22 protein-coding genes and 5 pseudogenes are annotated in these 24,366 nt (G+C 63.0%); 18 read left to right on the top strand and 9 right to left on the bottom strand.

The window, feature by feature from the left end:
- Window positions 1-168: 168 nt before the first annotated feature.
- Entirely contained in the window at window positions 169-1,194 is a 1,026-nt protein-coding gene (locus IWX89_RS08530; RefSeq protein WP_196903124.1) for a hypothetical protein, read from the bottom strand.
- A gap of 208 nt (window positions 1,195-1,402) precedes the next feature.
- On the opposite strand from IWX89_RS08530, the gene IWX89_RS08525 reads away from it, so the two are divergent.
- The 8 genes and pseudogenes from IWX89_RS08525 (at window position 1,403) to IWX89_RS08485 (ending at window position 9,362) form a co-directional block, all read left to right on the top strand.
- A complete protein-coding gene (locus IWX89_RS08525) occupies window positions 1,403-1,813 on the top strand; it encodes a hypothetical protein (protein ID WP_196903123.1) in 411 nt (136 codons plus the stop codon).
- A 113-nt stretch (window positions 1,814-1,926) separates the two neighbouring features.
- Window positions 1,927-2,559 (top strand): HD domain-containing protein, encoded by a 633-nt coding sequence (locus IWX89_RS08520; RefSeq protein WP_196903122.1) that lies wholly within the window; start codon window positions 1,927-1,929, stop codon window positions 2,557-2,559.
- A 1,131-nt stretch (window positions 2,560-3,690) separates the two neighbouring features.
- Window positions 3,691-4,002: a hypothetical protein gene (locus IWX89_RS08510; RefSeq protein WP_196903121.1), complete on the top strand. Its 312-nt coding sequence runs from the start codon at window positions 3,691-3,693 to the stop codon at window positions 4,000-4,002.
- Between the two features lie 50 nt (window positions 4,003-4,052).
- Window positions 4,053-4,556 carry a hypothetical protein gene (locus tag IWX89_RS08505; RefSeq protein ID WP_196903120.1) on the top strand — a complete coding sequence of 168 codons (504 nt, stop codon included), beginning with the start codon at window positions 4,053-4,055 and terminating at the stop codon, window positions 4,554-4,556.
- Window positions 4,557-4,916: 360 nt separating this feature from the next.
- Window positions 4,917-5,273: pseudogene (locus IWX89_RS19110) on the top strand (transposase); the annotation flags it as partial.
- 879 nt (window positions 5,274-6,152) lie between these two features.
- The gene (locus IWX89_RS08495; protein ID WP_196903118.1) at window positions 6,153-7,385 is read left to right on the top strand and encodes a DJ-1/PfpI family protein; all 1,233 of its coding nucleotides are present in this window, start codon (window positions 6,153-6,155) and stop codon (window positions 7,383-7,385) included.
- A 94-nt stretch (window positions 7,386-7,479) separates the two neighbouring features.
- Window positions 7,480-8,688, top strand: coding sequence for a sensor histidine kinase (locus IWX89_RS08490; protein ID WP_196903117.1), 1,209 nt, complete (start codon window positions 7,480-7,482; stop codon window positions 8,686-8,688).
- A 35-nt stretch (window positions 8,689-8,723) separates the two neighbouring features.
- Complete coding sequence (locus tag IWX89_RS08485) at window positions 8,724-9,362, top strand: response regulator transcription factor (protein ID WP_196903116.1); 639 nt, start codon at window positions 8,724-8,726, stop codon at window positions 9,360-9,362.
- A 562-nt stretch (window positions 9,363-9,924) separates the two neighbouring features.
- Here the strand turns inward: IWX89_RS08485 and IWX89_RS18460 are convergent.
- From IWX89_RS18460 to IWX89_RS08465, 4 genes are all read right to left on the bottom strand, one after another.
- Window positions 9,925-10,500 carry an SDR family oxidoreductase gene (locus IWX89_RS18460; protein WP_231383049.1) on the bottom strand — a complete coding sequence of 192 codons (576 nt, stop codon included), beginning with the start codon at window positions 10,498-10,500 and terminating at the stop codon, window positions 9,925-9,927.
- 62 nt (window positions 10,501-10,562) lie between these two features.
- On the bottom strand, window positions 10,563-10,856 hold the full coding sequence (locus IWX89_RS18455; protein ID WP_231383048.1) for an NAD(P)H-binding protein: 294 nt from the start codon (window positions 10,854-10,856) through the stop codon (window positions 10,563-10,565).
- Between the two features lie 665 nt (window positions 10,857-11,521).
- Entirely contained in the window at window positions 11,522-11,914 is a 393-nt protein-coding gene (locus IWX89_RS08470; protein ID WP_196903114.1) for a hypothetical protein, read from the bottom strand.
- A gap of 197 nt (window positions 11,915-12,111) precedes the next feature.
- Window positions 12,112-12,720, bottom strand: a complete 609-nt coding sequence (locus IWX89_RS08465; protein WP_196903113.1) for a DJ-1/PfpI family protein — start codon at window positions 12,718-12,720, stop codon at window positions 12,112-12,114.
- Between the two features lie 45 nt (window positions 12,721-12,765).
- On the opposite strand from IWX89_RS08465, the gene IWX89_RS08460 reads away from it, so the two are divergent.
- Entirely contained in the window at window positions 12,766-13,746 is a 981-nt protein-coding gene (locus IWX89_RS08460; protein ID WP_231383047.1) for a GlxA family transcriptional regulator, read from the top strand.
- Window positions 13,747-14,113: 367 nt separating this feature from the next.
- Here the strand turns inward: IWX89_RS08460 and IWX89_RS08455 are convergent, their stop codons facing one another.
- Window positions 14,114-14,863 carry an ATP-binding protein gene (locus IWX89_RS08455; RefSeq protein ID WP_196903112.1) on the bottom strand — a complete coding sequence of 250 codons (750 nt, stop codon included), beginning with the start codon at window positions 14,861-14,863 and terminating at the stop codon, window positions 14,114-14,116.
- Window positions 14,860-16,372: pseudogene (gene istA / locus IWX89_RS08450) on the bottom strand (IS21 family transposase). Before istA ends, IWX89_RS08455 begins: the two are co-directional and overlap by 4 nt.
- 543 nt (window positions 16,373-16,915) lie before the next feature.
- Here istA and IWX89_RS08445 point away from each other — a divergent pair.
- Window positions 16,916-17,107 (top strand): hypothetical protein, encoded by a 192-nt coding sequence (locus tag IWX89_RS08445; protein WP_231383069.1) that lies wholly within the window; start codon window positions 16,916-16,918, stop codon window positions 17,105-17,107.
- Window positions 17,108-17,249: 142 nt separating this feature from the next.
- Here the strand turns inward: IWX89_RS08445 and IWX89_RS19105 are convergent, their stop codons facing one another.
- Window positions 17,250-17,474, bottom strand: a complete 225-nt coding sequence (locus tag IWX89_RS19105) for a TetR family transcriptional regulator C-terminal domain-containing protein (protein WP_374220501.1) — start codon at window positions 17,472-17,474, stop codon at window positions 17,250-17,252.
- A 216-nt stretch (window positions 17,475-17,690) separates the two neighbouring features.
- Between IWX89_RS19105 and IWX89_RS08440 the strand changes: the two genes are divergently transcribed.
- From IWX89_RS08440 to IWX89_RS08425, 4 genes are read left to right on the top strand one after another with little or no spacing between them, the layout of a single operon-like run.
- The gene (locus tag IWX89_RS08440) at window positions 17,691-17,903 is read left to right on the top strand and encodes a heavy-metal-associated domain-containing protein (RefSeq protein ID WP_196903111.1); all 213 of its coding nucleotides are present in this window, start codon (window positions 17,691-17,693) and stop codon (window positions 17,901-17,903) included.
- Window positions 17,900-18,856, top strand: a complete 957-nt coding sequence (locus IWX89_RS08435) for a heavy-metal-associated domain-containing protein (RefSeq protein ID WP_196903110.1) — start codon at window positions 17,900-17,902, stop codon at window positions 18,854-18,856. The genes IWX89_RS08440 and IWX89_RS08435 overlap by 4 nt, the downstream gene beginning before the upstream one ends.
- Before the next feature lie 46 nt (window positions 18,857-18,902).
- Entirely contained in the window at window positions 18,903-21,170 is a 2,268-nt protein-coding gene (locus IWX89_RS08430; RefSeq protein ID WP_196903109.1) for a cation-translocating P-type ATPase, read from the top strand.
- A 51-nt stretch (window positions 21,171-21,221) separates the two neighbouring features.
- A complete protein-coding gene (locus IWX89_RS08425) occupies window positions 21,222-21,494 on the top strand; it encodes a YHS domain-containing protein (protein WP_196903108.1) in 273 nt (90 codons plus the stop codon).
- 111 nt (window positions 21,495-21,605) lie between these two features.
- Here IWX89_RS08425 and IWX89_RS08420 read toward each other — a convergent pair.
- Window positions 21,606-21,794: pseudogene (locus tag IWX89_RS08420) on the bottom strand (transposase); the annotation flags it as partial.
- Between the two features lie 564 nt (window positions 21,795-22,358).
- On the opposite strand from IWX89_RS08420, the gene IWX89_RS08415 reads away from it, so the two are divergent.
- From IWX89_RS08415 to IWX89_RS19095, 4 genes and pseudogenes are all read left to right on the top strand, one after another.
- Entirely contained in the window at window positions 22,359-23,087 is a 729-nt protein-coding gene (locus IWX89_RS08415) for a hypothetical protein (protein WP_196903106.1), read from the top strand.
- 434 nt (window positions 23,088-23,521) lie between these two features.
- Window positions 23,522-23,833 (top strand): metal-sensitive transcriptional regulator, encoded by a 312-nt coding sequence (locus tag IWX89_RS08410; RefSeq protein ID WP_304505283.1) that lies wholly within the window; start codon window positions 23,522-23,524, stop codon window positions 23,831-23,833.
- Window positions 23,834-23,959: 126 nt separating this feature from the next.
- A pseudogene (locus IWX89_RS19100) lies at window positions 23,960-24,226 on the top strand (transposase); the annotation flags it as partial.
- Window positions 24,189-24,353, top strand: a pseudogene (locus IWX89_RS19095) (transposase); the annotation flags it as partial. The pseudogenes IWX89_RS19100 and IWX89_RS19095, both read left to right, overlap by 38 nt.
- Window positions 24,354-24,366 lie beyond the last annotated feature (13 nt).

Below are 24,366 nucleotides of genomic sequence, written 5' to 3'. Positions count from 1 at the left end.
CCCGACGCCCTCATCGCCCTCGCGATGCTCAGCCTCGGCGGGCACAAACCCGTGCTTCCCGGCCGAGACTAACCCACGGAAGCGTCAGGAGAGCCCGTTTTAGGGCGCGTTGAATTGTTCTGTGTGCGGGGGTGTTGCCTCTCGGCAGTGTCAGAAGGCGGGGAATTCCTATAGCCGCAAGGGTAATTCCAGCTTCCCCTGCTCGGCTAGGTCGAGGATTGATTCGACTGCTGTTGTCTTCGTGTACACGTTGTCCCAGACGCGGTCACGGCGTCTGATGATGGGTTCTGGTCTGATGCGATTTGGTTCTTCCGCAGCGAATTTCTCGTCTTGCAGGAAGGCGGCGATCGTGCGCAGGTTGAAGTTTGTCACCATGATTGTGACGAGGGTTTGGCCGGCGGCGAACCCGCGGACGCGTCGGCGGCCGGAGGACGCGACTCCTTCTTTTCCGGTGTCTTTGAATCCTTGGTGCATGGACTCGATGGACTGGCGTGCGTGGTCGTGGAAATCGTCCCACTCTTTGCTCATGTAGGAGAACGCTTGCTTCTGTCGCAGCGTGTCCTTCTGTGTGAACGAGACGGAGTGCTGCTTGCAGATACGGTCGAGGATGGCGGGGATATCGTCGCCTTCGACTTCAGCGCGGGGTCGGTCTGTGGCCTTCTTCGAGAGCTCACGGATGGGACAGGTGACGGTCGGGCTGTCGCCCAGTGCCGGGCAGCGGAGGGGTTGCTTGCCGTTTCGGTCGGGTCGTTCCTTGGCCTGGAGTTCGAATGCCCGGCGTTCGCGAATTCGTTGGAGGTAGACCTTCACGTCGATCACGCCGGCGTGCTTCTCCTTTGTTGCGTCTTTGAGCGGCTCGGGCATGCCGGGGCAGTAGACGCCGCCCTCGATGAGTTCCGCGCCGCCGACGGTTCCCTGGACTCCGAGGCGGTCGACGCGGTACTCGGTTGACGGGGTGAATCCGAGGTCCGCTGTCGGCTGGTGCAGCCGTTCGACGGTGGCGTTTCCGAAGTACTGTTTGTCGCCGTCGACAATGCCTGGTTCCAGGCCGGTCCGCAGCGCGAACTTCATCAACTGGACTGCTTCTTCTGACACGCCGATGTTGGGCATGCTCATTGTCAGGGCCATGGCGAGTTTCGGGAACCGATTCCAGCCAGGGTGTTTGGGGTCAACGCGAACTGAGGTGTTCATCATCCACCCCCAGATGAGTTTCGTGCCGGTGCCCTTCTTTCCGGGGCTGGTTGGGTCGTTGGTGCCGGGCTTGAGGTCGAGGCGGGCGTCATCGTCGTGCTTCGCGTACCAGCCGGAGAAGGGGTCGACGGGGCCTGGGGTGAGCTTCTCGACTGTGCGGGCGGCCTCGGCCTGAACCCGCTGGGGGAGCGTCTTCTTCGAGAACCCTTTTTTGAAGCGCCCCGGTCACGTCAAAGCCGGTGGCCGCGCTGGGTTCTTCGCCACGCCGAAGGAGGCAGAAGTCTACCTGGCCAGGACGCATGGAGTAGAGCATGGCGGTGAGTACACGCAGGTCGGACGTTCCACGAAAGACTGCATCGAGGTCTGCAATGCCGTTGTTCGGCGGTTCGATGTCGTGGTTAACGACGTGGCTCACGAGTCAAAATTGGGTCGTGTCAATCTGAACTCGTCGATGGAGCGCCAGATCAGGTCGGATGCTTACCTGGTGCAGAAGGGCGATATTAGAGGTGCTCACTGGGACTTCTTCGCCAGTTCCGTCTCGAACACGATGGGACCGAGCACGCCGGTGCTCGACCTCCTTGACGAGATGGGTATCCCGTACACGATCCATGTCCCCGCTTAGCAGGCGCTCGATGCCTGCCTAACAAGCAAACCCTTCAACGGAATGGCAGTATTTCGTCGAGAGGTGTCACATCTGCCATTCTTGTGGAGAGCCGCAATCCCTAGCGTAGAGCCATGACATTTTCAATCGATCTACCCGCCACCCCCCTCGCCTGCGCGGCGCTGGCTGCAGCACAGACTTCGGAGACTGCCTCAGTAGCCAATCACAGCATTCGCAGTTTCCTCTTTGCAGAACTCCTCGCGGGCCATGAGGGCGCGCTGCACGATGCTGCGTATGACCGGGATCTACTCTTTGCCGCCTGCGTCATGCACGACCTTGGTACCGGCGCCGAGGCACCCGGCAAGCAACGGTTCGAGGTGGAAGGCGCGGATCTGGCAGCAGAAATCTTGAGGGAGCACGGTGTGGCAGCGGGGGACGTTGACCGAGTCTGGGAAGCGATCGCCTTGCACAGCTCGCCGGGCATCGCCGAGCGTCGGGGGCTCCTCGCCTACTTGACAACGGAGGGGATCGGGATCGACTTTGGCCACAAGGCCGAAGTCGTCATGTCTCAGGCGCAGCGCATTCACGAAGGGTACCCGCGGCTGGATATGGTCAAGTCGCTCACTGACTCAATCGTCGCTCACGCCGCCCTTTCGGCCGCCGCCGCACCGCGCTATTCACTGCCGGGCGAACTTGCCCGCGAAAGGAAAGTTCAGGGTGTCAGCAACATGGAACTGACTGCGTCTGCCTCCGTGTGGGGAAGCTGACCCCTGCACCCCCGGATGCGTTCACAGCAGCTGTGACCAACACGAGTAGAGGAACACCCGCTCTCGAGACACAGCATGTTTTGGCGGAGAGTGATCTGCGCAGCTCGGCGACAGCTGGCGCATCCGGCATCGACGCGCCAGGGGCGTGGAGCTGTTCTCACCCGACCAGCCGGGATACGACATCAAGCCGGAGGCGTCGCCGCTGAGCGGCGCACCCGTCAGAGTGTAAACAGGTCAACAGCGCATTCATCGGAGCGGACCTGGAAGACCGCCTCCGGCACGACGGTATCTCGACGGTCGTGATCTGCAGCCTCACGAAAGATCACTGCGTGTCGACGACGACACCGCGGCTTCGAGACGACGGTCGTCAGCGACGCCACGGCCACCTTCGAACGAGTCGTCCACGACGGCCGCCATTGGGGGGCCGAAGAGATGCACGTATCCGCCTCACAGGTCTTCACGCCGAGTTCGGCACCGTCCGAACGGCGAATGAGGTGTTCCACTGGTTCGAGAGCCGGACCGTCCTCGGAGATCCCGCGGCTGGGCGAGATGAGTCGTGAGTCGGGGCTTCGTCACGTTCGTGGTGATCGTCGTTGACATTCCCTGGCCCGACTTCCGTTTGGCTCTGCGAAATACGATGGGCGGTGGTCGAGCTCACGTGGTGGCAAGAGCGATCGGTACGGCCGTGCCAAATCGATCGTCGCCGCGTCGCTGGGCGGTGAGTTCTGGAACGCGTAGCCCGATTCGGCTCGCGACCACGAGCAGGGCGCGTTCCTTCCGGCCGGTCCACGTGTAGTGGTTGGATACGGCCAGAAGGAGCAACTGCGGCTGGCGGCTGGGCTGAGACCACCCGTGTAATCAGGTCAGGTGGGTCACTTCAGAGCGAGCGAGGTCGGTGAGTCCCGGGACCAACCGTGCAACCGTGAAGTCACCTATCGGGCGCCCGCAGTCGTCATGGTGGCGGCTTGATTGCCCCAATGCACCCCTAGTACCGGGGTGCTACTTTCCCGCTCTGATGAATGCCCAGTAGCCCGACGACGAAAGCCGCCCCGGTTCGTAATTTGGATACAGATTTACGCATGTGCTCTCAATTCGAGGTCGCTGGCGTAACCAGATGATCCGGAGACTTTCATGCATCACCGCCTTCGACGCGTAGGTCGCGTCGCCCTCGACGTCACCCTGGTGGATCGTTTCCTGGCCACCCGGGAGGCCGGGGAAACCACCAGCCAGAGCGAGATGGGCGGCTTCGACGCCGCCTTCGAGCAACTGGGACCCACGGTCAGCCCCTCCGTGGTCGATTCCGTCAGCAAGGTGCCCACGTACCCGCTCGACATGGTGAACAGTGACCAACCGCCCATGTACCAGCAGTGGCGATCGCCAGTGCTCCTCGTGGCCGCCGACTCGCTCCCACTCGTGGCCCACCGAATGCTGCGCCGCAAATGAAACCCCACCACTCCACCCCAGTCCAACCCGAACCAAGAAGGAGGCCAGCCGTGGCCAGTCAACCGAACACCGCCACAGGACACGAGGCTCCGAATCGCCTCCGGCGCCACCTCCGCAACCTTCTCGAGTACGTCGGCATGGTTGCGGCGATGCTCGCGGGAATGGTCATACTCGGTTTGATCCGAGAACTTGTCGCACCCGGTCCCGTCCTGAGGGCCGACCTCGAGGCGATGATCATGGCCAGCGAAATGGTCATCGGCATGTCGGCCTGGATGGTCGCACGACGCCACGCCTTGCGCGGCATCGTAGTCATGTCCGCCGTCATGTACCTCCCCTTCCTCATCCTCGCCCCGCTTTTCTGGGTCGGCACAATCTCCGGCGACGTACTCGCGGCCGGAGGCCACCTGATGATGCTCCCGGCCATGGCCCTCGCAATGCCGCTCACGCACCGAACCCATGGCCCCGGAGAACGGTTGAGGATGACCGAAGCACCCACCATGGAAGCCGGGGCGTCGAGCGGGGACCTCGGTGCAACTGGTGGGCAACCTCGATGAGCGTGGCCACGTGAGTCGCTCGCAAGCAGGATCTACTCGGCGAAGCGCCCTGCGTTTGTATGGGTCTCCTGACTTCGGAAGCGGGGAAGGGGACTTGTCGGGAGACTATGCAGTGCGCAAGCCGACGACGCGTCGGTACGCGCCAGAGGAGAAAGTCAGCGCGGTCCGGACGATGCGGACATCGCAGGTCAAGTTGTGGGCTGAGCACGGGACGGTGCGGACGTGGGCCGATCGGGCCGACATTGATGAGGGTGTGTCCGCAGGCGTGACGAGCGTCGAGTCTGTGAGGTTGCGGTTGTTGGAGCAGGAGAACCGTGTAGTGCCGGGGCTGATCACAGCGGACCTGGAGTGGGTTAGACGGCCGAGCTGACCGAGCACCTCGGCTATGACACGGGTGGTCCCGAGGCCCGGCTCTGCTCGAACTCCCGCAACTGGAACCCCGTTGAAGACGGTCACGGCGGCGGTCGGCGAGTTCGGCCTGGGCATCCCCGGGACCGAGACGGTAGGTTCACGCCTCCGCGCTCGCCGGGGTAGCTCATGGACGACCTCGACGACCTCGACGACATCGACGACATCGACGACATCGACGACATGATCATCTTGCTCAATGCCGGTGGGATGACCGGGCGCGATATCCGGCACCATCTTGCCGCCACGATTGGAACCGAGCTCTCCCGGGAGACGATCTCGTTCATCACCGACGCGGTACTCGACGAGACCGAATCAACCCTCAGCTCGAACCATTTCCCGACGGGTGCACAAAGCACTTGACAGGCTCTTCCGATCGTCCTGCGGCTGCCAGCACCGAGCACGAGATTATCCTCCAAATGCCCGGCGTCAGCACGATCTGCGAAAAATGCCGGCTGGTCACTAGTCGTGACAATGCCGGGCATGTGGCCGCGACCACCATGAGGAGCGAACCAGGCCCGAAACCGTCCGTACGACCGACAACCGCGGCTTCGCGAAACACTGTTTATGGTGACAGGCCCAACTCTTGGACGATCCGGGCCATCGGCGCACCTGGCCCGGCCAAAACAGGATCCGTTCCCGCTCGGTACCCGTCAGCGCCCCGGTTGCGGCGCCCGGTCCCTTATCTATCCGAGACATGGCGTCACGCGCGAACTATGAGCCCAACGACCCGAGCCGAACAACCGATCGGCACCAGCGACTTCCCCTCCCTCCGGAAGTGGAATGTCATTTGTTTCTGTTGCTGGGTCAACTAGCCGTTCATCGCCCGGCTGCGCTGGCGCTGGTTGACGTGCAGTCGAGGATGATTCAGTCTGAACGATTGGCTCGGAGCCACTTTTGGCTATATTGCCCCGATGCACCCCTGGTACCGGGGTGCTACTTTCTCGCTCCGAGGAGTGCCAGGTAGTCCGATGACGCAAGCCGCCCCGGTTCGTAATTTGGATACAGATTTACGCATGTGGTCTCCATTCGAGGTCGCTGGCGTAACCAGATGAACCGGAGACTTCCATGCATCACCGCCTTCGACGCGTAGGTCGCGTCGCCATCGCCGTCACGCTTTCGACTGTCACCCTCGCAGCCGTCGTGTTGGCCGGCTTCTTGTTCTCCGATGGGCAGACCCACGCGTCCGTGCCCACCATTCTCGCGAAAGACCTGCCGGCGAATCGGCCCTCCTCCGACGGTCGGATCGTGGTTGCGGTCGCGCTGGGCGCCACCGGCACGGTTGGCAGTGACGTCCTCGCACCCTACGGCGTGTTCGCCTCGTCTCCTGAATTCTCGGTGTACACGGTCGCGGCCAGTGCTGCGCCAGCGTCGATCGACGGCGGTCCAGCCATCGTGCCGACGTTCACGTTCGCCGACGTGGATTCCGGCCGGGCTCCGGCTCCGGATGTCGTGGTCGTGCCTGCGGTCGGTGACCCGTATGGGAGCGCGGAAGCCCCGCTTCGCGATTGGATCGTTCGCAAATCAAACCAGGGCGCACATGTCCTCGGGGTATGCAGCGGATCCATGTTGTTGGCGGAGACCGGACTGCTGGACGGGCGTAGCGCTACCAGCCACTGGTCACGCGTCGCCGCCCTCCAGAAGACCAGGCCCCAAGTGAATTGGGTGACCGGTCAGCGATATGTGCAGGACGGCGCCGTCACGACGACGGCGGGGGTGACGTCCGGCATCCCGGGTGCGTTGAGCGTCATGGCCCAGTTAGATGGCGCCACAGAGGCGGAGCGGGTCGGTGCGTTGGTCGGCTACCCGGACTGGTCGCTCCATGGTTCGAGGGCGATTCCCGTGCAGAGCTTCAGTCTCGCTGATCTTCCGGTCGGCGCAAACGCAATCGCGCCCTGGTTGCGTCCGACGGTCGGTGTCGGGCTCACCGACGGGGTCAGTGAAATCGACGTGGCGAGTGCCTTCGAGGTCTACAACATGACCTACGCGGCGCGAGCGGTGGCTGTATCGGCAAAGGGAACCGTCACTACTGAACACGGGATGGTGCTGGTCACCGACACGGAGAAGCGGGCCCCGACCCTGAGCAGGGTCATCGTTCCCGGCGCAACGAGCGTGAATTCGATCGACCCGCAGCTGGCAGAGTGGGCGAAAGCCCGCGACATCTCGGCAGACGCGCTGCACGGCCCGACTGGCGCGACGGGCTTCGACGGCGCTCTGGAGGACCTCGCCGCGCACACGAATCGTGGCACCGCAATCTCCGCCGCAAAGATGATCGACTACCCGACCGCGGGTCTCGAGTTGGCGGCCGGCGGCCCCGCGCTGCGAGCGCCGATGCTGCTCCTCCTGAGCCTCCTATTCTCGGTGGGGGTTGGACTGATTCCGACCATGATGAGGCGAGTGAAGCGTCGTAGCGGCAAGTAGCCCAGATCTTGCTGCTGCCAGCCCGCCGGAACAGCGTCGCATCGCGGTCGTCTGTTCCGGCGGCCTTCTGGTCCCTGGCGATAGAGTTCAGACCATGAGCGAGTCGAGAACTCAGCCGGAACGATCGGCCGCGCCGCATCCGCCGTCTACGGGCTGGTTCGCATCCCGGCCCGGCGAGACCGATCTCCTCGTTGCCCTCGCGTATGCGCTGCCCGCGTTCGCGGTGGTTCTGGTAGTTGTGTTTGGCGATCACGACGCAATCCAATTCGCCATCACTTCAGTCGCAGTCGCCGCGTCGGGGCTGGCGCTTCTCTTTCGTCGCAGGGCCCCCGTGCTCGTCTTCGTGCTGACGACGGCAGTGATGTTGGCCACGTTTTGGACTCCGGGAAGTATCGCCGTCATCGCGGTCGGTTGCGCGCTCTATGCGGTTACGGTCTACCGCAGCGTACGCGGCGCAGTCATCGGTTGGGGGGTCGCCGGCGTCCTACTGGTCGTCGAGGCAGTGCTGCTGCCCCAGTCCGTGGCTAGCGTCGGCGAATCGGTGCAGGCAATCGTGGTGCTCGTTGTCGCGCTACTGGTCGGCCTCAGTGTCAGGAGCAGCCGCCATTTCGCCGCCATGCAACTCGCCCAGCTGGCCCGGGAACGCGAACAGGATGTGGCAGCCGCCGCCGCCGCCGAGCGCACCTCGATCGCTCGCGAGATGCACGACATCGTGTCGCACAGCCTCTCGGTCATGATTTCACTTGCTCACGGATCGGCCGAAATTGCGACTAAAGAACCGGATCGGGCCGTTGAGGGGATGCGCGAGGTGGCGCGCACCGGGCGCGGTGCGCTGGGTGACATGCGGCGAATGCTGGGCGTCTTGCGAGACGCCCCCGACGGCAGACCCGCAGATGAAGCGACTTCAACCCCTGGAGTCGAGGACTTGCCCGCACTGGTCGAACGTTTCCGTGCCACCGGGTTGCCCGTGAACATGCGCTGCACCGGCGACGCTCCACCGGATGCAGTCATGCAGCTGACTGTGTACCGCATCGTGCAAGAGTCGTTGACTAATGCGCTCAAGCACGCGCGCGGCGCAACACGGGTAACGGTCACGATCACGTTCGACCCAGACCTGGTGACTGTGATCGTCGATGACGATGGAATCGCGGATGAGAATGCCGTCGATGATCTGGGTCGTGGCCTTGTCGGCATTGGTGAGCGCGTCGCGCTCTACAGTGGGAGAGTGACGACTGGACCACGTGACGGCGGTGGCTGGGCAGTGCACGCCCAACTCATCCCCCCAGTGGCGGCGTCGGCGTGAGCGCGACAGGCGAGGCGGCGGCGCCCATCCGGGTGATGCTGGTCGACGACCAGACGCTCGTTCGAATCGGGTTTCGAATGGTCCTCGACGCGGCGGACGGGGTCGAGGTGGTCGGCGAAGCCGCGGACGGAGCCGCCGCGATGGAACTGGCAAACGCACTCGTACCCGACGTTGTCCTCATGGACGTGCGCATGCCACGACTTGATGGGATCGAGGCAACCCGACGGATCGTCGAGGACCAGCCGACCGTGCACGTCATCGTCCTGACGACCTTCGACCTCGACGAGTATGCGTTCAAGGCTCTCCGTGCGGGGGCGAGCGGATTTCTGCTCAAAGATGTCGAACCCGCTGAACTGCTCGCGGCCATTCGTGCCGTCGCGGCTGGTGAGGCGGCGCTGTCGTCCCGGGTCAGTCGCCGAATGCTCGACCTGTTCGGCCAGCGACTACCCGCGGATGATCCGGCCGGCGGCGACCAGGCTGTCGCGGCGCTCACGCCACGGGAACGGGACATCCTGTTTCTGATTGCGCGCGGAATGTCCAACACCGAGATTGGCGAGCAGCTATTCGTGTCGGAATCCACGGTCAAGACCCACGTCGGTCGGGTACTCATGAAGTTGGGCCTGCGCGACCGCGTTCATGCTGTGATCTTCGCCTACGAACACGGCCTCACCTAACACCGACCGCGAAAGAGATGGCCCTGGCGCGGCGAGCGCTGATCGAGGAAGCCGCACTTTCCCGGTTCATTCAGCTGGCAGCTCCAGCTTCGACAGCGCCGGTTCAGCCCTGATCACCCGGTCGTGCCCAAAATTCCGGCCACCGGGGTAGCGGAAGGCCGGCGTTTCCAGCTCAGTTATCAGCTTGACCGGATGGCTGAGGGTGAAGTGGGTCTTAGGCTCTTGGCAATTCGCCGCCCGAAAATCTCACGCTTCTTGTCGGATTCTCTCTGGCCTGAAAGGCACAAGTCTGCGATTGAGTAGAGTCCGAACAATTCTCCGGATGGTGACACCGCTTAGAAGACCCTCTGCAGCGGAGCTACATCCGGAGCCGTTTCACGTCTGACATGGAGGAGATCCTCGTCGGCATATACTGCGACACAATCAGTCGACGACATCGATGTAATCCGCAACTATGGCCCACACGCGTGCAGCTACGACTAAACGGAGGAGGCCGTCGGGGTAATGGTCCGGGTGGCGGTCAGTCGGTCGCGCGCACTCAAGGATTTGGGTATGTAGCTGGTCAATTGCTCGGCCGCGCGAAGTAGTTCTCGGCGAGGTATTCGCTCCATCTTGTCAAGGTGGTAGACACGTTGGGCTGGTGCAGGCCATGAGCGTACGCAAGGTCGTTAGCCGGACCTGTAGGGTATCGGTCAGATGAGAGGAAGCTCAACGTCTCAGGGTCGGCTTGCGTGAGAGCGTCGGGAAGTCGCTTGATGATCCAGACGGGGATGCGCAGTCGAGGAACCGTCACCCCGTGGTGGCCTCCGAGGACGCGATGCAAGTCGGGTAGCGCGGGAGTGTCATCGTCCAGGATCCAAAATGACTTGCCACGAGCCGCCTCTGTTGCTGGCAGCAGGGACATGAATCGGGCGAGGTAGTCGACCGCGACGACGGGGATGAACGTTGCCGCGTTTGCATGCACGGCGAGGAGCTTGCCGGTCAGCAGGTCACGAATGGTGGTCGCGAGCCCCAGCATTTGCTCTGATTCACCGTTCACCGAGTCGCCTATGACGGTTGCCGGGTTAGCGATCGTCCAGGGAACGTTGAGCTTGTCCGCAAAGGCCTGGACGCCCGCGTCACTCTCCACCTTCGACATTCGCCGCGCGCGCCGCTGCCGGCGTCATTCCGAACGCGTAGGCTCCGGCAACGTTATAGATTTCACGGATGCGGTTCAGGCGTCCCGGCCTCAACCCCATTTCCGTCCACGGCAAGGTCGACTTCGACAACACTCAAGGCGGTCGTGTCGACGTTGTGGTCGCGCATCCAGTCGGCAAGGGCACCGAATCGGGCGAGGTTGCGGACCGCGGCTGTGGTCGAGATGCCCTGGTCAAGAAGTTCCTTCACCAGCCACCGCCCAATGAACCCTGTCGCGCCGAAGACCAGTGCGTTTCGGGTACCGTCGCCGCATGCGATTGTGGATTCAGACGGCACGGTGTGCAATGCCGCCTTCATTTCGTGACACGTTCGAGAGCGAGGCGTGCCGAGCAGCGCGCCACAGGGCGACTACAAGCGCGACTGTCACGGGCGTCCAGACGATGCGCTCCAGGAATGAGGGTGAGGCGACGTTAATTACCGTTCCAATCACCATCAAGGCGGCCGCACCGTACAGCAGACGTCGACGAAGTGTTCCTCCGGTCCACCGGGTGCCAGCGACGGTGGCGAGCAACACGTACACAACCACTGCGATAGCGCTACTCGCGCGGAGAGATGCAGGAAGGACCCCCGGATTGGAGCCACCAAAGGAAGCTTCACCCCATGGTGCGCCTGCAGCAAGCGCCACCTGGAAGGCCACCACGACAAGGAATAGGGCAGCGGCGGCCTTTCCGGCAGGGCTTGCGCGTGGGTGATCTTTGAACAGTGTTCGACTCATGAAGGTCTCCTTGCTTAGTTTTTCTATTTCTTCCCTGACTGGCATCGTCCACAGCGACGTCTACCTCGCCTTGCTCTCCGCTGCGTTTCCAACGCGGAGGCCTTCGTCGTTTCTGCGGTGCGCTCTGAGATCGGTAACCCGTTCTGCGGCGCGGCGATGCTGCTCGAGTGCGCGCGTGACACGGTCTTCTTGGGCCCGGTAGAGGCGGTAGAACGTCATATCCGAAATGTGCATTGTTTGGTCTTCCTCAGATCGTGAAAATTGTATGAACAGCCAGGATGCCGGCGGCAACAAAGTCGACAGTCGCGCAGAACGGAGGCCACCATCTGGTGTGGCGAACGAATCGGGTGCGGTGCTGCCAGAGGTCCTTCAGGCCGTGGCCCGCGAAACCGGCAACGACCAGCCAGACGGACCCCGTGAGCGCCGCAACTGCCAGCGCCACGAATAGCACCGCGACCGTGCTCTCCAGAACGAGGACCCGTGCCCGCCCGTCCGCGACGGCGAACCCGATGTAGACCGCCGCGATGATTGCCAAAACGAGCGCGTAGACGAGTGATGGGGTGAGCCACCACAATCCGAGTGGAGCGGCCGCCGTGACTACTCCGACAACTGCTCCCCAGCCGATTGCTGGTGAGACCATGGTCGTAGGCCACCGTGGTGTCTGGTCGTGCGCCCTGATGTCGGCGGGGAATGGCATCGCGTCTCCTGGCGTGTATTGGCCTTGCGGCTGCGAATGGACTCGGAGTCAGAGCATGAAGCGGGGCGAATCCGACGGTTGCATGGCGCGCGGCACCAGGACGAGCGCCCAAGTCCCGGCGCGTCATGTAGGGAATGAGCTCAGACCGGCGGCTGGGGGTCGTATTGAAGATCCCGCCGTACATTGCGGGCGCGGTCGACACCGGCGAGGCGTTCGACGAGGTGAAGTGCCATGTCTATGCCCGCGCTGACCCCGGCGCTGGTAATCAGGTCACCGTCGTCGACGAAACGGTCGTACCTGGTCACGATCGTGGGATCGAGCTCTGCGAGCAGCCCCAGGCTCTCCCAATGCGTCGTCGCCGGCCTTGCCCGGAGAATACCGGCAGCGGCGTACACGAGGCTCCCGGTGCATACGCTCGTCATGAGCGGGATCGTCGCACGCTGAGCGCGTACCCAATCCAGATGCGCTTCGTCCCTCATCAGCGTGCGGGTTCCCTGCCCGCCGGGGTGAAGCAAGATGTCAAAGTTTGGCGCGTCCGCAAAAGAGTGGTGTGCACCGAGAACGAGACCCTTCGAAGCCCGGACCGAACGCCCGTCACGGGAGAGGCAGGAGACCTCGTATCCGTCATCCGGAAATCTGAGGGTCCAATTTGCCAAGACTTCCCACGGCCCCACAGCGTCGAGTTCTTCGACGTCGTCGAAGAGGAAGATGCCAATGTGTCGGGCCTCTGCGGCAGTAGGAGTTGTCATGAGACACACGATGGCAGGACCGTTCGACAGACGAAAGTGGCAGGAATGCCACAGATCGAAAGCATTCTGCCTGAATTGTGCGAAACTGACTGCATGCATCACATTGTGACTCTGGCTCTCCCCGACGTGGTTGCCTTCGACCTCGCAATACCGGCGCAGGTCTTCGGCCACAGTGACGAGCGCGAACGCTACTCATTCTCGGTCTGCGCGGAGATTCCGGGACTGATCCCGACGACATCCGGATTCGCCATTGAGGCAACGCGTGGCCTGGACTCGCTGCTGGACGCGGACACTGTCATCGTTCCAGGATTCGTCCCCCTTGGAGACCCGTCGGCCGCCGTACTCGACGCGCTGCGTGAAGCGTCTCGGCGCGGCATCCGCATGGTTTCCGTGTGCACCGGCGCGTTCGCGTTGGCGGCCGCCGGGCTTCTGGACGGCAAACGGGCGACAACTCATTGGCGAGACGCCGCCGAACTCTCCTCCCGCTATCCGCGCATCAGCGTCGACCCCGACGTGCTCTACGTCGTTGACGGCGCTATCAGCACAAGCGCAGGAGTCGCCGCAGGCATCGACCTGTGCCTGCACCTTGTCCGACAAGATTTCGGCACCGATGCCGCGACCAGGATTGCTCGGCGCATGGTTGTGGCACCTCACCGCGACGGCGGCCAAGCGCAATTCGTTGAGCGCCCTGTCGTCGCCCACTCTGAAGGGCTCGCGGCCACCTGTGCGTGGGCGGTCGATCACCTCGCAGAGCCCATATCGGTCGCCGACATGGCCAAACACGCGCGCTGGTCTCCACGCACCTTTGCCCGCCGGTTCCTGGCCGAGACGGGCACAACCCCCTTACGATGGCTCACGTCCCGGCGCGTCGACGAGGCACGGCGACTGCTCGAGGTCACCGATCTGACCGTGGAGGAAATCGCGCAGCATTGCGGACTCGGGACATCCAGCAACCTGCGATTTCACTTCGCGGGCGATCTCGCGACAACTCCCACAAATTACCGACGAATTCACCGCGGGACGTAGGGAACCGGTACCCATCCGCACGGAGTCGAAAGCTTCTTTGTGGAATAGACGTCAACGAGTCAGTTCGACCAACAGCAATCCGGAGGTGGACCATGCGGGTAATTGTGAAGTTGGTCTTCTCCTCCAGCGTCAAGTCGAACGCTTGACGTCTGTGTCCGATGCTTCCTGGGCGAAAAGGATGACCGCCTAGCGTGATGAGGCCGAACATTCGGACGATTAGCTCGGAGCTACTGGCGGCTAGATGAGTATTTGACCCCTTGAGCGCCACCAGTTATTGCGGTTGAGCGCCACTGAATATTGCGTTTCAGCGCCACTGGGTATTGCCGGTGAGCGCCAGGCGGTTCAGCCTCGCGCTCACCGGCGTGGGTCACGCCGCGTTGTCCGCGGTGTGTTCGCGCATGTTGGTGCCGCCGGTCTCGATCCAGATCGTGCGGTGCACGATTCGGTCCATGATCGCGTCGGCGTGAACGCCGGAGCCCAGGCGCTGATGCCAGTCCTTCTTGGCGTACTGGGTGCAGAAGACGGTTGAGGTGGTGTCGTAGCGGCGCTCCAGGAGTTCGAGGAGCATGCTGCGGGTGTTGTCGTCCGGGTGGTCGAGCAGCCATTCATCGATCACGAGGAGGGTGAACGCGGCGTATTTCCGGAGGAATTTCTCTTTTCCTCCGGGTTTGTCGCGGCCTGCGGCCCAGGCTTCTTCGAGGTCGGGCATGCGGATGTAGTGCGCGCGATACCGGTGTTGGCAGGCTTGCTTCGCCAGTGCCGATCCGAGGTAGGACTTTCCGGAGCCGGTGAATCCTTGGAACACGACGTTCTGCCGTCTCTCGATGAAAGTGCAGGTGCCCAGCTGGGCGATGATCCCGCGGTCCAGGCCCCGCTGCTCGATGAGGTCGAGCTTGCGGAGGTCGGCGTTGGGGTAGCGCAGCCCGGCCCGGCGGATCAGCCCCTCGACTTTCGCGTGGGTGAAGGTCGCGTGTGCGTCATCGACGAGCAGCTTGATCCGTTCCTCGAAAGGCATCCCGAGGGTGAGGGTGTCGTCTTGGGTCTCGAGCGCGTCGACCAGCGAGGCCACTCCCATCTCGCGAAGCTTGCGTTTGCTCTCCCCATCAATGCGCGTCATCGTGTCTTTCCTGCGTAGTAGTCGGCGCCTCGGACGTATCCGGCCGGCTCGGCAAGCGTCTCGGTGACGGGCTCGAACCTCGGCCATCTGCTGCCGGGTTTGTCTTGCCCGGTCTCCAAAATCGGGCGCAGGTGCGCATACCGGGGCGATCGCACCCGGGAAGCCAGCGCGATCTGGCAGGCCGCTTCGACCCTCGCCGCCGAGTAGCGGCGGGTTAGTCGCAGGACCGCCAGTGCCGCGTCCAGGCCCTGTTCGTCGACGGGAACGGACTCGAAGATGCGGTTCACGACGGTCACCGTGTTCTCGCCGATGCGCCCGGCCCATTCTCGGACCCGGGCCGAGTCCCATTGCCGGTATCTGGGCCCGCCCGGCAGATCAGCGTCATGCGTGCGGTACTCGTTGGTTGCGCCTGCCGGCGCCAGCAGGTGACTGGTCAGCCGCTCGCTATCGCAGATCGACCGCGCGGCCGATATGGGCGTAGGGCACGGAGTAGAAGTTCTTCTCCCAGACCACGTGCCCGTTCTTCTGCACCCGCCGCCCATACGCCCATCGGCTGATCTCGAACGCGACCGCCGGCAAAGGCCGAAGCAGCGATCGTTCCTCGGCGTCGAACACGCTCAGGCGTGAGCCTTGGCGTTTCTGGAACGGTTCACGGTTATACGCTTCCATCCGCTCATAGACAGCGGCCCGCAACTCGGCCATGGTCCCGAACTGGCGGTGACGGAGACCGACGGTGTTCTCCACGCTCGCTTTGTCTTTCGGTTTCCGCACCCTTCCCGGCAGCACCGCCGCCGAGTAGTGCGCGGCCAACTCCCGATACGCATCGTTGAGTACCACTTCTCCCTCGGCGGGGTGCTTGATCACGCCGGTCTTGAGGTTGTCGGGCACGACCCGAGGGACACTGCCGCCGAACCAGTCGAACATCGCCACGTGCGCGCGCAGCCAGGTGTTCTGCTGCATATCCACGGTTGGTTCCACGAACGCGTATCTCGAAAAGGGCAAGCACCCGACGAACAAGAACACCCGTGTCGATGGGCCGGTCATCGGGTCGGTGAGCTGCATCGTCGGCCCGGACCAGTCGACCTCGACCGTCTGCCCGGCCTTATGGCCCACCCGGGACGCGGCGCCGATGACGAGGACATGCTGCTGGTAGTTCTTGCAAAACCGGTCGTATCCCATCGTCGTCTCGGCTGCCGCTCGGCACCGGTCAACGTACTCGCCATGCAACAACTTCAGCGTCACGCCCACCCGCGCGAGCTCACGATGCACGTGGCCCCAGTCAGGCTGCGTATGCACGCTCTCATGCGCGCCCCGGTCGGGAAACAACCGCGCATACACCGCAGCGTCATTCAGGCCGGCGACATCATCCCAGGTCACCTTTTCCCGATCCGCGGCCTCGAGCACCGCCGCCACGCTATGCCGGGACAATCCCTGCGCGGCGATCTGCCGCCCCGAAAGCCCCTCGCTACGCAGCCTGAGCACCAGCTTCGCTTTGATCTTCCGTACCATCTGTGATTACTCCTTCTGCCGCGTGATAGAGCACACGGCAGAAGGAGCCTACGAACAGTGGCGCTCAACCCGAATATTCAGTGGCGCTCAAAGACGCGACCCCGACAGCGACCAAGTGGCGCTCAACGGCAATACTGGTGGCGCTCAGAAACGCGAATACTCAGCTAGATTCCCAATTAGTACCGGGGTCCTACTTTCCCGCTGTAAGGAGTGCCCGATAGTCCGACGACGCGAATCGCCCCGGTTCGTAGATTGGATACAGATTTACGTATGTCTCTTCGGGGTCGTTGGCGTAACCAGATGAACCGGAGATTTTCGTGCACTCCCACCCTCGACGTGTGAATCGCGTAGCCAGTGCCGGGGGAGCAGAGGGCGCTGCGCCAGTGAAATCAGTGGATTGCCACTCCAGACGGACATCGATGCTGCACTCGCAGGTCTATCAGTTCTTGTGCGATTGAAAGGAACACCACCGTGTCACAACCAATATCAAACCTCTCCCTTCCCTCAGCGCCGCCCGTGCCACTATCGATACACGTTCGCGCGGTGATCACCTGGATCGCTATTTTCCCCCTCGTCGCGCTGGGGTCATTCGCGATCGCGCCCTTTGCCGCTGACTGGAATCCGGTCATTCGCGCGTTCGTGTTAACGGTCGTCGTAGTTCCGGTCGCCGTCTACTTCGTAGTGCCGCGTTTGATGAGAGCCTGCGGAAAGCTTCGTGCCCGCCAAATGCGCTGAACGGGACTGGCCACCTCGCCGAGAGAGGCGGGAACGGCCGGGTCAGCAGCGCGCTAAAAATGAGATCGTGGCGATGGGACACTCGCGTCAAGGTCAGCCAGGCGGCGGGTCTGTGAGGCCAGCTTCAGCGAGAACTGTCGTGTCAGCTCCGGTCCCCAGGAGTCGGGATACGACGCCGCGGCGAGCGAATTCGTATGGTTCCCGCAGATCTACGTAGGAGCGAGTACGAGTTGGGCGCCTCGATCAGAGCAGCGAGCTCGAATAGCAGCTGTCGGCTGTCAGTGGTGCCGAGCAACTCGCCCTGGTTGACGGCGTGGCCGATGTTGGCGGCAATGTATGCGTCTCTCTCGTCGAGAGCTCGTACGATTGCGTCGCGTACACCGAGTAGTTGGCATTTCAGCGTGACGCCAGATCGTGATGGGGCTCCGCCTTCTGAAGTTCGCGGGACCGATGAGTGCCTTTTTGCATCGAATTATTGTGGCCACTGTCCGGACTTCTATCGTTGCGGAATACCCCAGTGGGGTATATCGTTGCACTTACATGTACCCGGTAGGGGTACCTTGCCGGAGGAAGAGGATACGTAATGGCCACGAACGAGTACCAGGTGACAGGCATGACCTGCGGGCACTGCGAGATGTCGATCCGTGAAGAGGTCGGCCAGATCGCTGGAGTCGAAGGCATCGAGGTGGATGCGCAGACGGGCAAGCTCGCTGTGACGGGCTCTGATTCGGTCGACGATGCCCAGGTTCTGGCTGCCGTGGAGGAAGCGGGTTACTCGGCGGTTCGGGCGGCATGAATACCGGCGTGCGTCTTGCCATCTATGGACTCGGCCTTGTGGTGGCGTTCGGTGGCGCGTTTGGAATCGCCGGGGCAGTCGTGCCTGACCGCGTCGTTGCAGGGTGGACGAAAGGGAGCGAAATGAACGGACATGAAACGGGCCACGATGCCGGTGCTGCCGGGGTAAAGTCTGCCGCCGCGGGCACACTGAAGGGCCTTGCGCTTGGCGTTGACGGGTATGTGCTCTCGCCTGTTCAGGCGCCTGCATTGGTTGGTGAGCTCGGCGAGCTGAGCTTCCAGATTCAGGATGCCTCTGGCGCCCCGGTCACGGAGTACACGAACACACACGACAAGGATCTGCATCTGATCGTGGCGCGGTCAGATGGCAGCCAGTTCCGTCACGTTCACCCAGTGTTGGACGAGCCATCGGGCACGTGGTCGATGCCCTGGCGATGGGCGGAAGCTGGGAGCTACCGCGTGTTTGCGGACTTCACGCCGGCAGGGGCAAAGGCCTCCGGGATCACCCTCACTCGCACGGTTCAAGTGGCCGGGGCGTTCGTCCCTGTGGCGCCGCAGCCCGCTCAGGTCGATCAGGTCGCAGGTTTCACGGTGTCGATCGACGGCGAAATGGTGGCGGGCTCGTCGAGCGAGCTCAGGATCACCATCAGCCGTGATGGTGAACCGGTGACCACCTTGGAGCCGTACCTGGGAGCGTTCGGTCACCTCGTTGCGCTGCGTGAGGGCGATCTCGCCTTTTTACACGTGCACGCCGAGGGTCGAGACCCCAAGTTTGGCGAAACGGCCGGGCCGGAAATCATTTTTGCCGCAGAGGCCCCGACTGCGGGCCGATACCTGTTGTACCTGGACTTTCAGGTGAACGGCAAAGTCCACACCGCCGAGTTCGTGCTCGATGCCGCCCACAGCGGCGGCCCCACGGGCGCCGAGACCGGATCGCATCCGGAGGGGCACTGACCGCAAGGTCTCGCCCTTTCCCAACAGCTAAGAGAAGGAACAGCACATGAGCACATCAGCGGTCCCGAGTTTGGGCACAGGCATCGAGTTGGAGATCGGCGGCATGACCTGCGCCTCCTGCGCGATGCGGATCGAAAAAAAGCTGAACAAGCTCGACGGTGTCACCGCGACAGTCAACTACGCGACCGAAAAGGCGAAGGTCACAGTCCCAAATGGCTACGATCCAGCGCTGCTGATCGCCGAGGTCGAGAAGACCGGATACACCGCCGCTATGCCCGTCCCCAAGAACAGGAAGAAGGACGGCGCGGCCTCCGGTGACGCCGACGATGCGGACCCGGAGCTAACGTCGCTGCGTATCCGGCTGATCGGGTCGATCGTGCTGACCCTGCCGGTAATCGCGATGGCGATGATCCCCGCGTTGCAGTTCATCTACTGGCAGTGGGCGTCGCTCGCGCTCGCAGCCCCCGTGATCCTGTGGGCGGCCTGGCCTTTCCATAAGGCGGCGTGGACAAACCTCAAGCACGGGGCCGCGACGATGGACACCCTTATTTCTATTGGCGCCTCGGCCGCGTTCCTCTGGTCGCTGTATGCATTGTTCTTTGGCACCGCAGGGACTCCGGGGATGACGCATCCGTTCGAGTTTGCGTTGGCCCCGTCCGATGGCGCGGCAAACATCTATCTCGAGGTAGGCGCAGGTGTGACGATGTTCATCCTCGCCGGCCGCTATTTCGAGAAGCGGTCAAAGAAGCAGGCCGGCGCGGCTTTGCGTGCACTGCTGGAGCTTGGCGCGAAAGAGGTCTCGGTGCTTCGCGGTGGGATCGAGACGAAGATCCCGGTTGAAGACCTGCAGGTCGGTGACGAGTTCATCGTGCGCCCGGGGGAGAAGATCGCCACCGACGGCGTCGTGATCTCCGGCACCTCTGCCGTGGACGCCTCCATGCTCACCGGCGAGTCGGTGCCGGTTGAGGTTGCCGAGGGCGACGCCGTCACCGGAGCCACGACGAACGTTGGCGGTCGCCTCGTCATGCGTGCGACCAGGATCGGCTCAGACACGCAGCTGGCGCAGATGGCCAAGCTTGTCGAGGATGCTCAGACGGGCAAGGCCGAGGTGCAGCGCCTAGCTGACAGGATCTCCGGCGTGTTCGTGCCGATCGTGATTGTGATCGCGTTCGTCGCGCTGGGCGGTTGGCTGGGCGCAGGGTTCCCCGTGACCGCGGCGTTCACTGCTGCCGTCGCGGTCCTCGTGATCGCGTGCCCCTGCGCGCTGGGCTTGGCGACGCCGACAGCGCTGCTTGTCGGCACGGGCCGCGGAGCACAGATGGGCGTGCTCATCAAAGGCCCAGAGGTGCTGGAGTCAACGCGCAAGATCGATACTGTCCTTCTGGACAAGACAGGTACGGTCACCACCGGCAAGATGACGCTCGTCGACGTTGTCGTTGAGCCCGGCACGGACCGTGCTGAGCTGCTGCGCCTGGCCGGGGCGTTGGAAGACGCCTCGGAGCACCCGATTGCGCAGGCAATCGCGAAGGGGGCGACGCAGGAGGTCGGTGCGCTACCGACCCCGGAGGACTTCGCGAACATCGAAGGCAAGGGCGTGCAGGGAATTGTCGATGGCCACGCCGTACTGGTGGGCCGTGATTCGTTGCTCGCTGAGTGGTCTCAACAGCTAAGCCGCGAACTTGCTTCCATGAAGGCGCGCGCCGAAAGTGAAGGCAAGACGGTCGTCGCGGTGGGCTGGGACGGGCAGGCGCGGGGTATCCTCGTCGTCGCCGATACCGTCAAGCCGACCAGCGTCGGTGCGATCGCACAGTTGAAGGCGCTCGGATTGACACCGATCCTGCTCACCGGTGACAACGAGGCAGTAGCCCGGCGGATCGCCATCGAGGTGGGCATCGAAGAAGTCATTGCCGAGGTTCTTCCGAAGGACAAAGTCAACGTTGTCGCCCGGTTGCAGCGCGAAGGAAAGGTTGTAGCGATGATCGGCGACGGCGTCAATGACGCCCCAGCCCTTGCCCAGGCCGACCTTGGTCTCGCCATGGGCACCGGCGCTGACGTCGCGATCGAAGCATCCGATATCACCCTGGTGCGCGGAGACCTGCGCAGCGCGGTCGACGCAATCCGCCTGTCCCGCAAGACGCTTGGAACGATTAAGACCAACCTGTTCTGGGCGTTCGCCTACAACGTCGCGGCGATCCCCATCGCGGCGCTTGGAATGCTCAACCCCATGCTTGCCGGGGGTGCGATGGCGCTATCCAGCGTCTTCGTCGTCGGCAACAGCCTGCGCCTGCGCGGGTTCAAAAGCGTCGCGAAGTAACAGCGCCACCAACCCCACACCAGCAAATACTTACGAAGGGAATCACCCAGCATGATGAACGACCACGAGGCGACCTCCAGCTGTTGTAGTGCAAGCGCGCCCACCCCTGCCGCGGCGAGCAGCAACCCTGAGAACCTGCTCGGCGGCGTGGGAAATGACATTACCACTTGCCCGGTGATGGTCGGCAACCCTGTCAGCAAGAAGGCTGCCGAAGCGACCGGTCTGTATCGCGACTACGAGGGCGAGCGGTACTACCTCTGCTGCGGCGGATGTGGGCCGGCCTTCGACTCGAATCCCGCCAAGTACGCCGCCCACATGGCGTAGATCATTGTCGCGTTGCGGGAGACAGAGATGTCCATGAATCACCTCGCACTTCGTTCTAGGGCGTGTCTCCTAATTCGTGTAACCAGACGATGATGGCGCTCAGGACAGCGCCACTGTCTGCCATGGACCGAATACCTCGGGCAGATCCCGCCATGGGACCCCCGCCCGATACCGGTAAATGATGCTCTCCATCACCCGGCGATGGTCCTGAAATGGACGACCAGGACGGCCAGACGACGACGGCATCAACGGCTCGATTCTCGCCCACTCACTGTCAGACACCGCGGCGGTTCGAGACATGGCACAATTCCGCCGAAAACCCTCACGAGGCGTTAGGAGACACGCCCTAGCCTCATTGAGCGCGCCGTTGTCAGAGTCGGCGGTCGAGCTGAGCGGGCCGACCGCCTGGATATCGCAACCGGACCGTTCTCGACACCGTCGGTAGTCGGAAAAATTGTCGTCACGATGACAGCCTCGGAGCCACAATAGCCGTGCCTCACTCGCCAGGAGCGGCGACAGCTCGAGGATTCGTGTTCAGAAGAAACGCCCGGTGGCGTACCCAGGGACTACAACGGGGGCGCCTACTCGACCCGTCAGTGGGACGTGCCGGAAATGGCCATTACGTAGCTTGATATTGCGTTCGCGGCTACGCCAGGAGCGGCCCTACCCCCTCATCTCCTTGGAGTATTTGATGCCTTTTTCTATTCGGCTCACCGTTCGCCTCACTGGCGCAGTCGGTTTGTCTCTCGCGCTCAACGCGTTCATCGCCAATGGTTGGCAGCGATGAAGGCCGAATCGGGAGCCCAGGTCTCGTCCGGTATTGCCGCTGAGCGGTTGCGGTTCCCGGCGCTAGTACTGCTCCCAGTGGCGGTGCTCGCCGCGATCACTCCGTCCGTCGTACACGAATTCATCGGACACGGATCGATGTGCCTCGCCGTGGGAGGCCACCCGACCGTCGTCTCGACGTCCATGTTTTGGTGCACGGTCCCCACGCCCGTCGTCGCAGCGGGCGGCCCGGCCGCCAACCTCCTCGCGGGCCTCATATGTCTCGTTCTCAGACTTCGACTGCGCACGCCCGCACCTGCGCTGCAGCTGTACCTCGCGCTGGTGACCGCGTTCGCATGGTTCTGGGAAGGTGGCTACGCAATCCAAGCGATGCTCCTTCGCCGCGGAGACCTCTACGACCTCCTGGCACACACCCTCGGGCCCCCCGGAATCGGTATGAGCATCCTTGTCGCACTTGCTGGTGCCACACTTTACATCATCAGCGCAGCGGTCACGCGCACCGCCCTACTCTCGATCGCGGGCAATGCCACGCTCGCACGCCGCGTCTCTCGATCTTCCTGGCTAGCCGGCACACTTGCGGTAACGATCGCCGCGTCGATCTCTCCACTCGGCCCGACCAATCTCCTCGACACGGTGCTGGCGATCGGGCTCGCCGGACTTCCACTCCTCGTGTTTCCGCCGCGTCGTGGAACAGCGTCGGCCACCGGAACCCCATTCACCGGCAACGCGATGCTACCTGTCCTAACGGCCGTGATTTGGGTGCTCTTCACCGCCACACTGGGACACGGGATCTTGTGGGGCAACTGATGTTCTCGGCACCCAGGGACAGCAGGTGGCAAGACCACCAACTTGCCTGCCGTCACCCGGCGGAACAGTTCGAGTCGATACGGATACTTGAGGGACTAGATCGCCGCCAAGATCCCTAGTTCTAGGGCGTGTCTCCTCGACGTTTCGACAGCACGAAAACTGTCGGAACCATGGCCACACAGACTAGCCCTAATACCCTAACGGGGTATACCCTAATTCTATGCCGACGTCACCAGGCCACGACGCACCTCACGTCTCTGATCTCACGCGTGAGGCGCACGAAGGACAAGATATTTCCATGATTCACTGGGCGCGATCCTGATGTCTCTGTCCACGGTCGTGGTCGCTCTCAACGCAGCTGTTGCGCGGCATCGATCTCGGCCCCGAAGCGAGCACCCGGGCCGTCCTCGGCAGTGGGAACGAAGGAACTGGAAATGAGCACAATGCCCATCACACACGAACACCCGCACGGGTACATCACAGATAAGGACAAGTATCTTCAGCGGCTCCGTCGGATCGAAGGGCAGGCTCGAGGAATCTCTCGGATGGTCGACGAGGAGAAGTACTGCATCGACATCCTCACGCAGATCAGCGCGCTCACCAGCGCACTGCAGGTTGTTGGTTTGGGGCTTCTCGACGACCATCTCGCGCATTGTGTGCTCGACGCCGCCCGTTTGGGCGGCCCCGATGCGCAAGCGAAGATCAAAGAGGCCAGCGACGCGATCGCCCGCCTCGTCCGGTCCTGACAGACAATCTTCACATCACCATCTCGTCTTTCGCGGCGGTCGCAGGTGCGTGCTCCTCGAGTGGCGCCAACGCGTAGTCCGGGCCCCGTTCGCCGCCGTCATGGAGGCTAACTCCACGGCAGCTCGAAGCGGAGAGTCGACGACCCGGTAAGGGCTCTCGGTTCGGACACTGGTACCTCGACGTCGGAAGTGTCGCGGAGCTGTGCGGATCTGGACGGTGAAGTAGCTGCGTTCCGCGGGCGGGACTTCGGCGCGACCGGCTATCCCACGTGTTCCTCTATGCCACGTATTGCTCGGCCCGTCGATCCCCGCGTCATCTCCCAGACCGCGGTCGTCCTGATCGGGGTGGCCGCCGATGGCCGGCCGCGAGGTCCTCGGTTTCGACGTCGGTGACGGCGAGACGGAGGCGTTCTGGACGAGCCTCCTCTACTCGTTGAAGACCCGAGGACTCGGCGTTGTGACGCGCGTCATTTCCGACGCCCACACCGGGCTGAAGAAGGCCATCGACACCGCGTTCCAAGGCGCCCGCTGGC

Origin of the sequence: Cryobacterium sp. MP_M3 (genome assembly GCF_015752155.1) — a bacterium.
GTDB lineage: Bacteria > Actinomycetota > Actinomycetes > Actinomycetales > Microbacteriaceae > Cryobacterium.
Note: the sequence above shows the minus strand (reverse complement) of the source record. Positions and strands in the feature narration are given on the sequence as shown.

Coding starts and splice junctions, on each gene's coding strand:
- IWX89_RS08530 (WP_196903124.1), bottom strand. CDS start 1,194: ATGATGAACACCTCAGTTCGCGTTGACCCCAAACACCCTGGCTGGAAT.
- IWX89_RS08520 (WP_196903122.1), top strand. CDS start 1,927: ATGACATTTTCAATCGATCTACCCGCCACCCCCCTCGCCTGCGCGGCG.
- IWX89_RS08510 (WP_196903121.1), top strand. CDS start 3,691: ATGCATCACCGCCTTCGACGCGTAGGTCGCGTCGCCCTCGACGTCACC.
- IWX89_RS08490 (WP_196903117.1), top strand. CDS start 7,480: ATGAGCGAGTCGAGAACTCAGCCGGAACGATCGGCCGCGCCGCATCCG.
- IWX89_RS08485 (WP_196903116.1), top strand. CDS start 8,724: ATGCTGGTCGACGACCAGACGCTCGTTCGAATCGGGTTTCGAATGGTC.
- IWX89_RS18460 (WP_231383049.1), bottom strand. CDS start 10,500: ATGTCGAAGGTGGAGAGTGACGCGGGCGTCCAGGCCTTTGCGGACAAG.
- IWX89_RS18455 (WP_231383048.1), bottom strand. CDS start 10,856: ATGAAGGCGGCATTGCACACCGTGCCGTCTGAATCCACAATCGCATGC.
- IWX89_RS08470 (WP_196903114.1), bottom strand. CDS start 11,914: ATGGTCTCACCAGCAATCGGCTGGGGAGCAGTTGTCGGAGTAGTCACG.
- IWX89_RS08465 (WP_196903113.1), bottom strand. CDS start 12,720: ATGACAACTCCTACTGCCGCAGAGGCCCGACACATTGGCATCTTCCTC.
- IWX89_RS08460 (WP_231383047.1), top strand. CDS start 12,766: ATGCCACAGATCGAAAGCATTCTGCCTGAATTGTGCGAAACTGACTGC.
- IWX89_RS08455 (WP_196903112.1), bottom strand. CDS start 14,863: ATGACGCGCATTGATGGGGAGAGCAAACGCAAGCTTCGCGAGATGGGA.
- IWX89_RS08440 (WP_196903111.1), top strand. CDS start 17,691: ATGGCCACGAACGAGTACCAGGTGACAGGCATGACCTGCGGGCACTGC.
- IWX89_RS08435 (WP_196903110.1), top strand. CDS start 17,900: ATGAATACCGGCGTGCGTCTTGCCATCTATGGACTCGGCCTTGTGGTG.
- IWX89_RS08430 (WP_196903109.1), top strand. CDS start 18,903: ATGAGCACATCAGCGGTCCCGAGTTTGGGCACAGGCATCGAGTTGGAG.
- IWX89_RS08425 (WP_196903108.1), top strand. CDS start 21,222: ATGATGAACGACCACGAGGCGACCTCCAGCTGTTGTAGTGCAAGCGCG.
- IWX89_RS08410 (WP_304505283.1), top strand. CDS start 23,522: ATGAGCACAATGCCCATCACACACGAACACCCGCACGGGTACATCACA.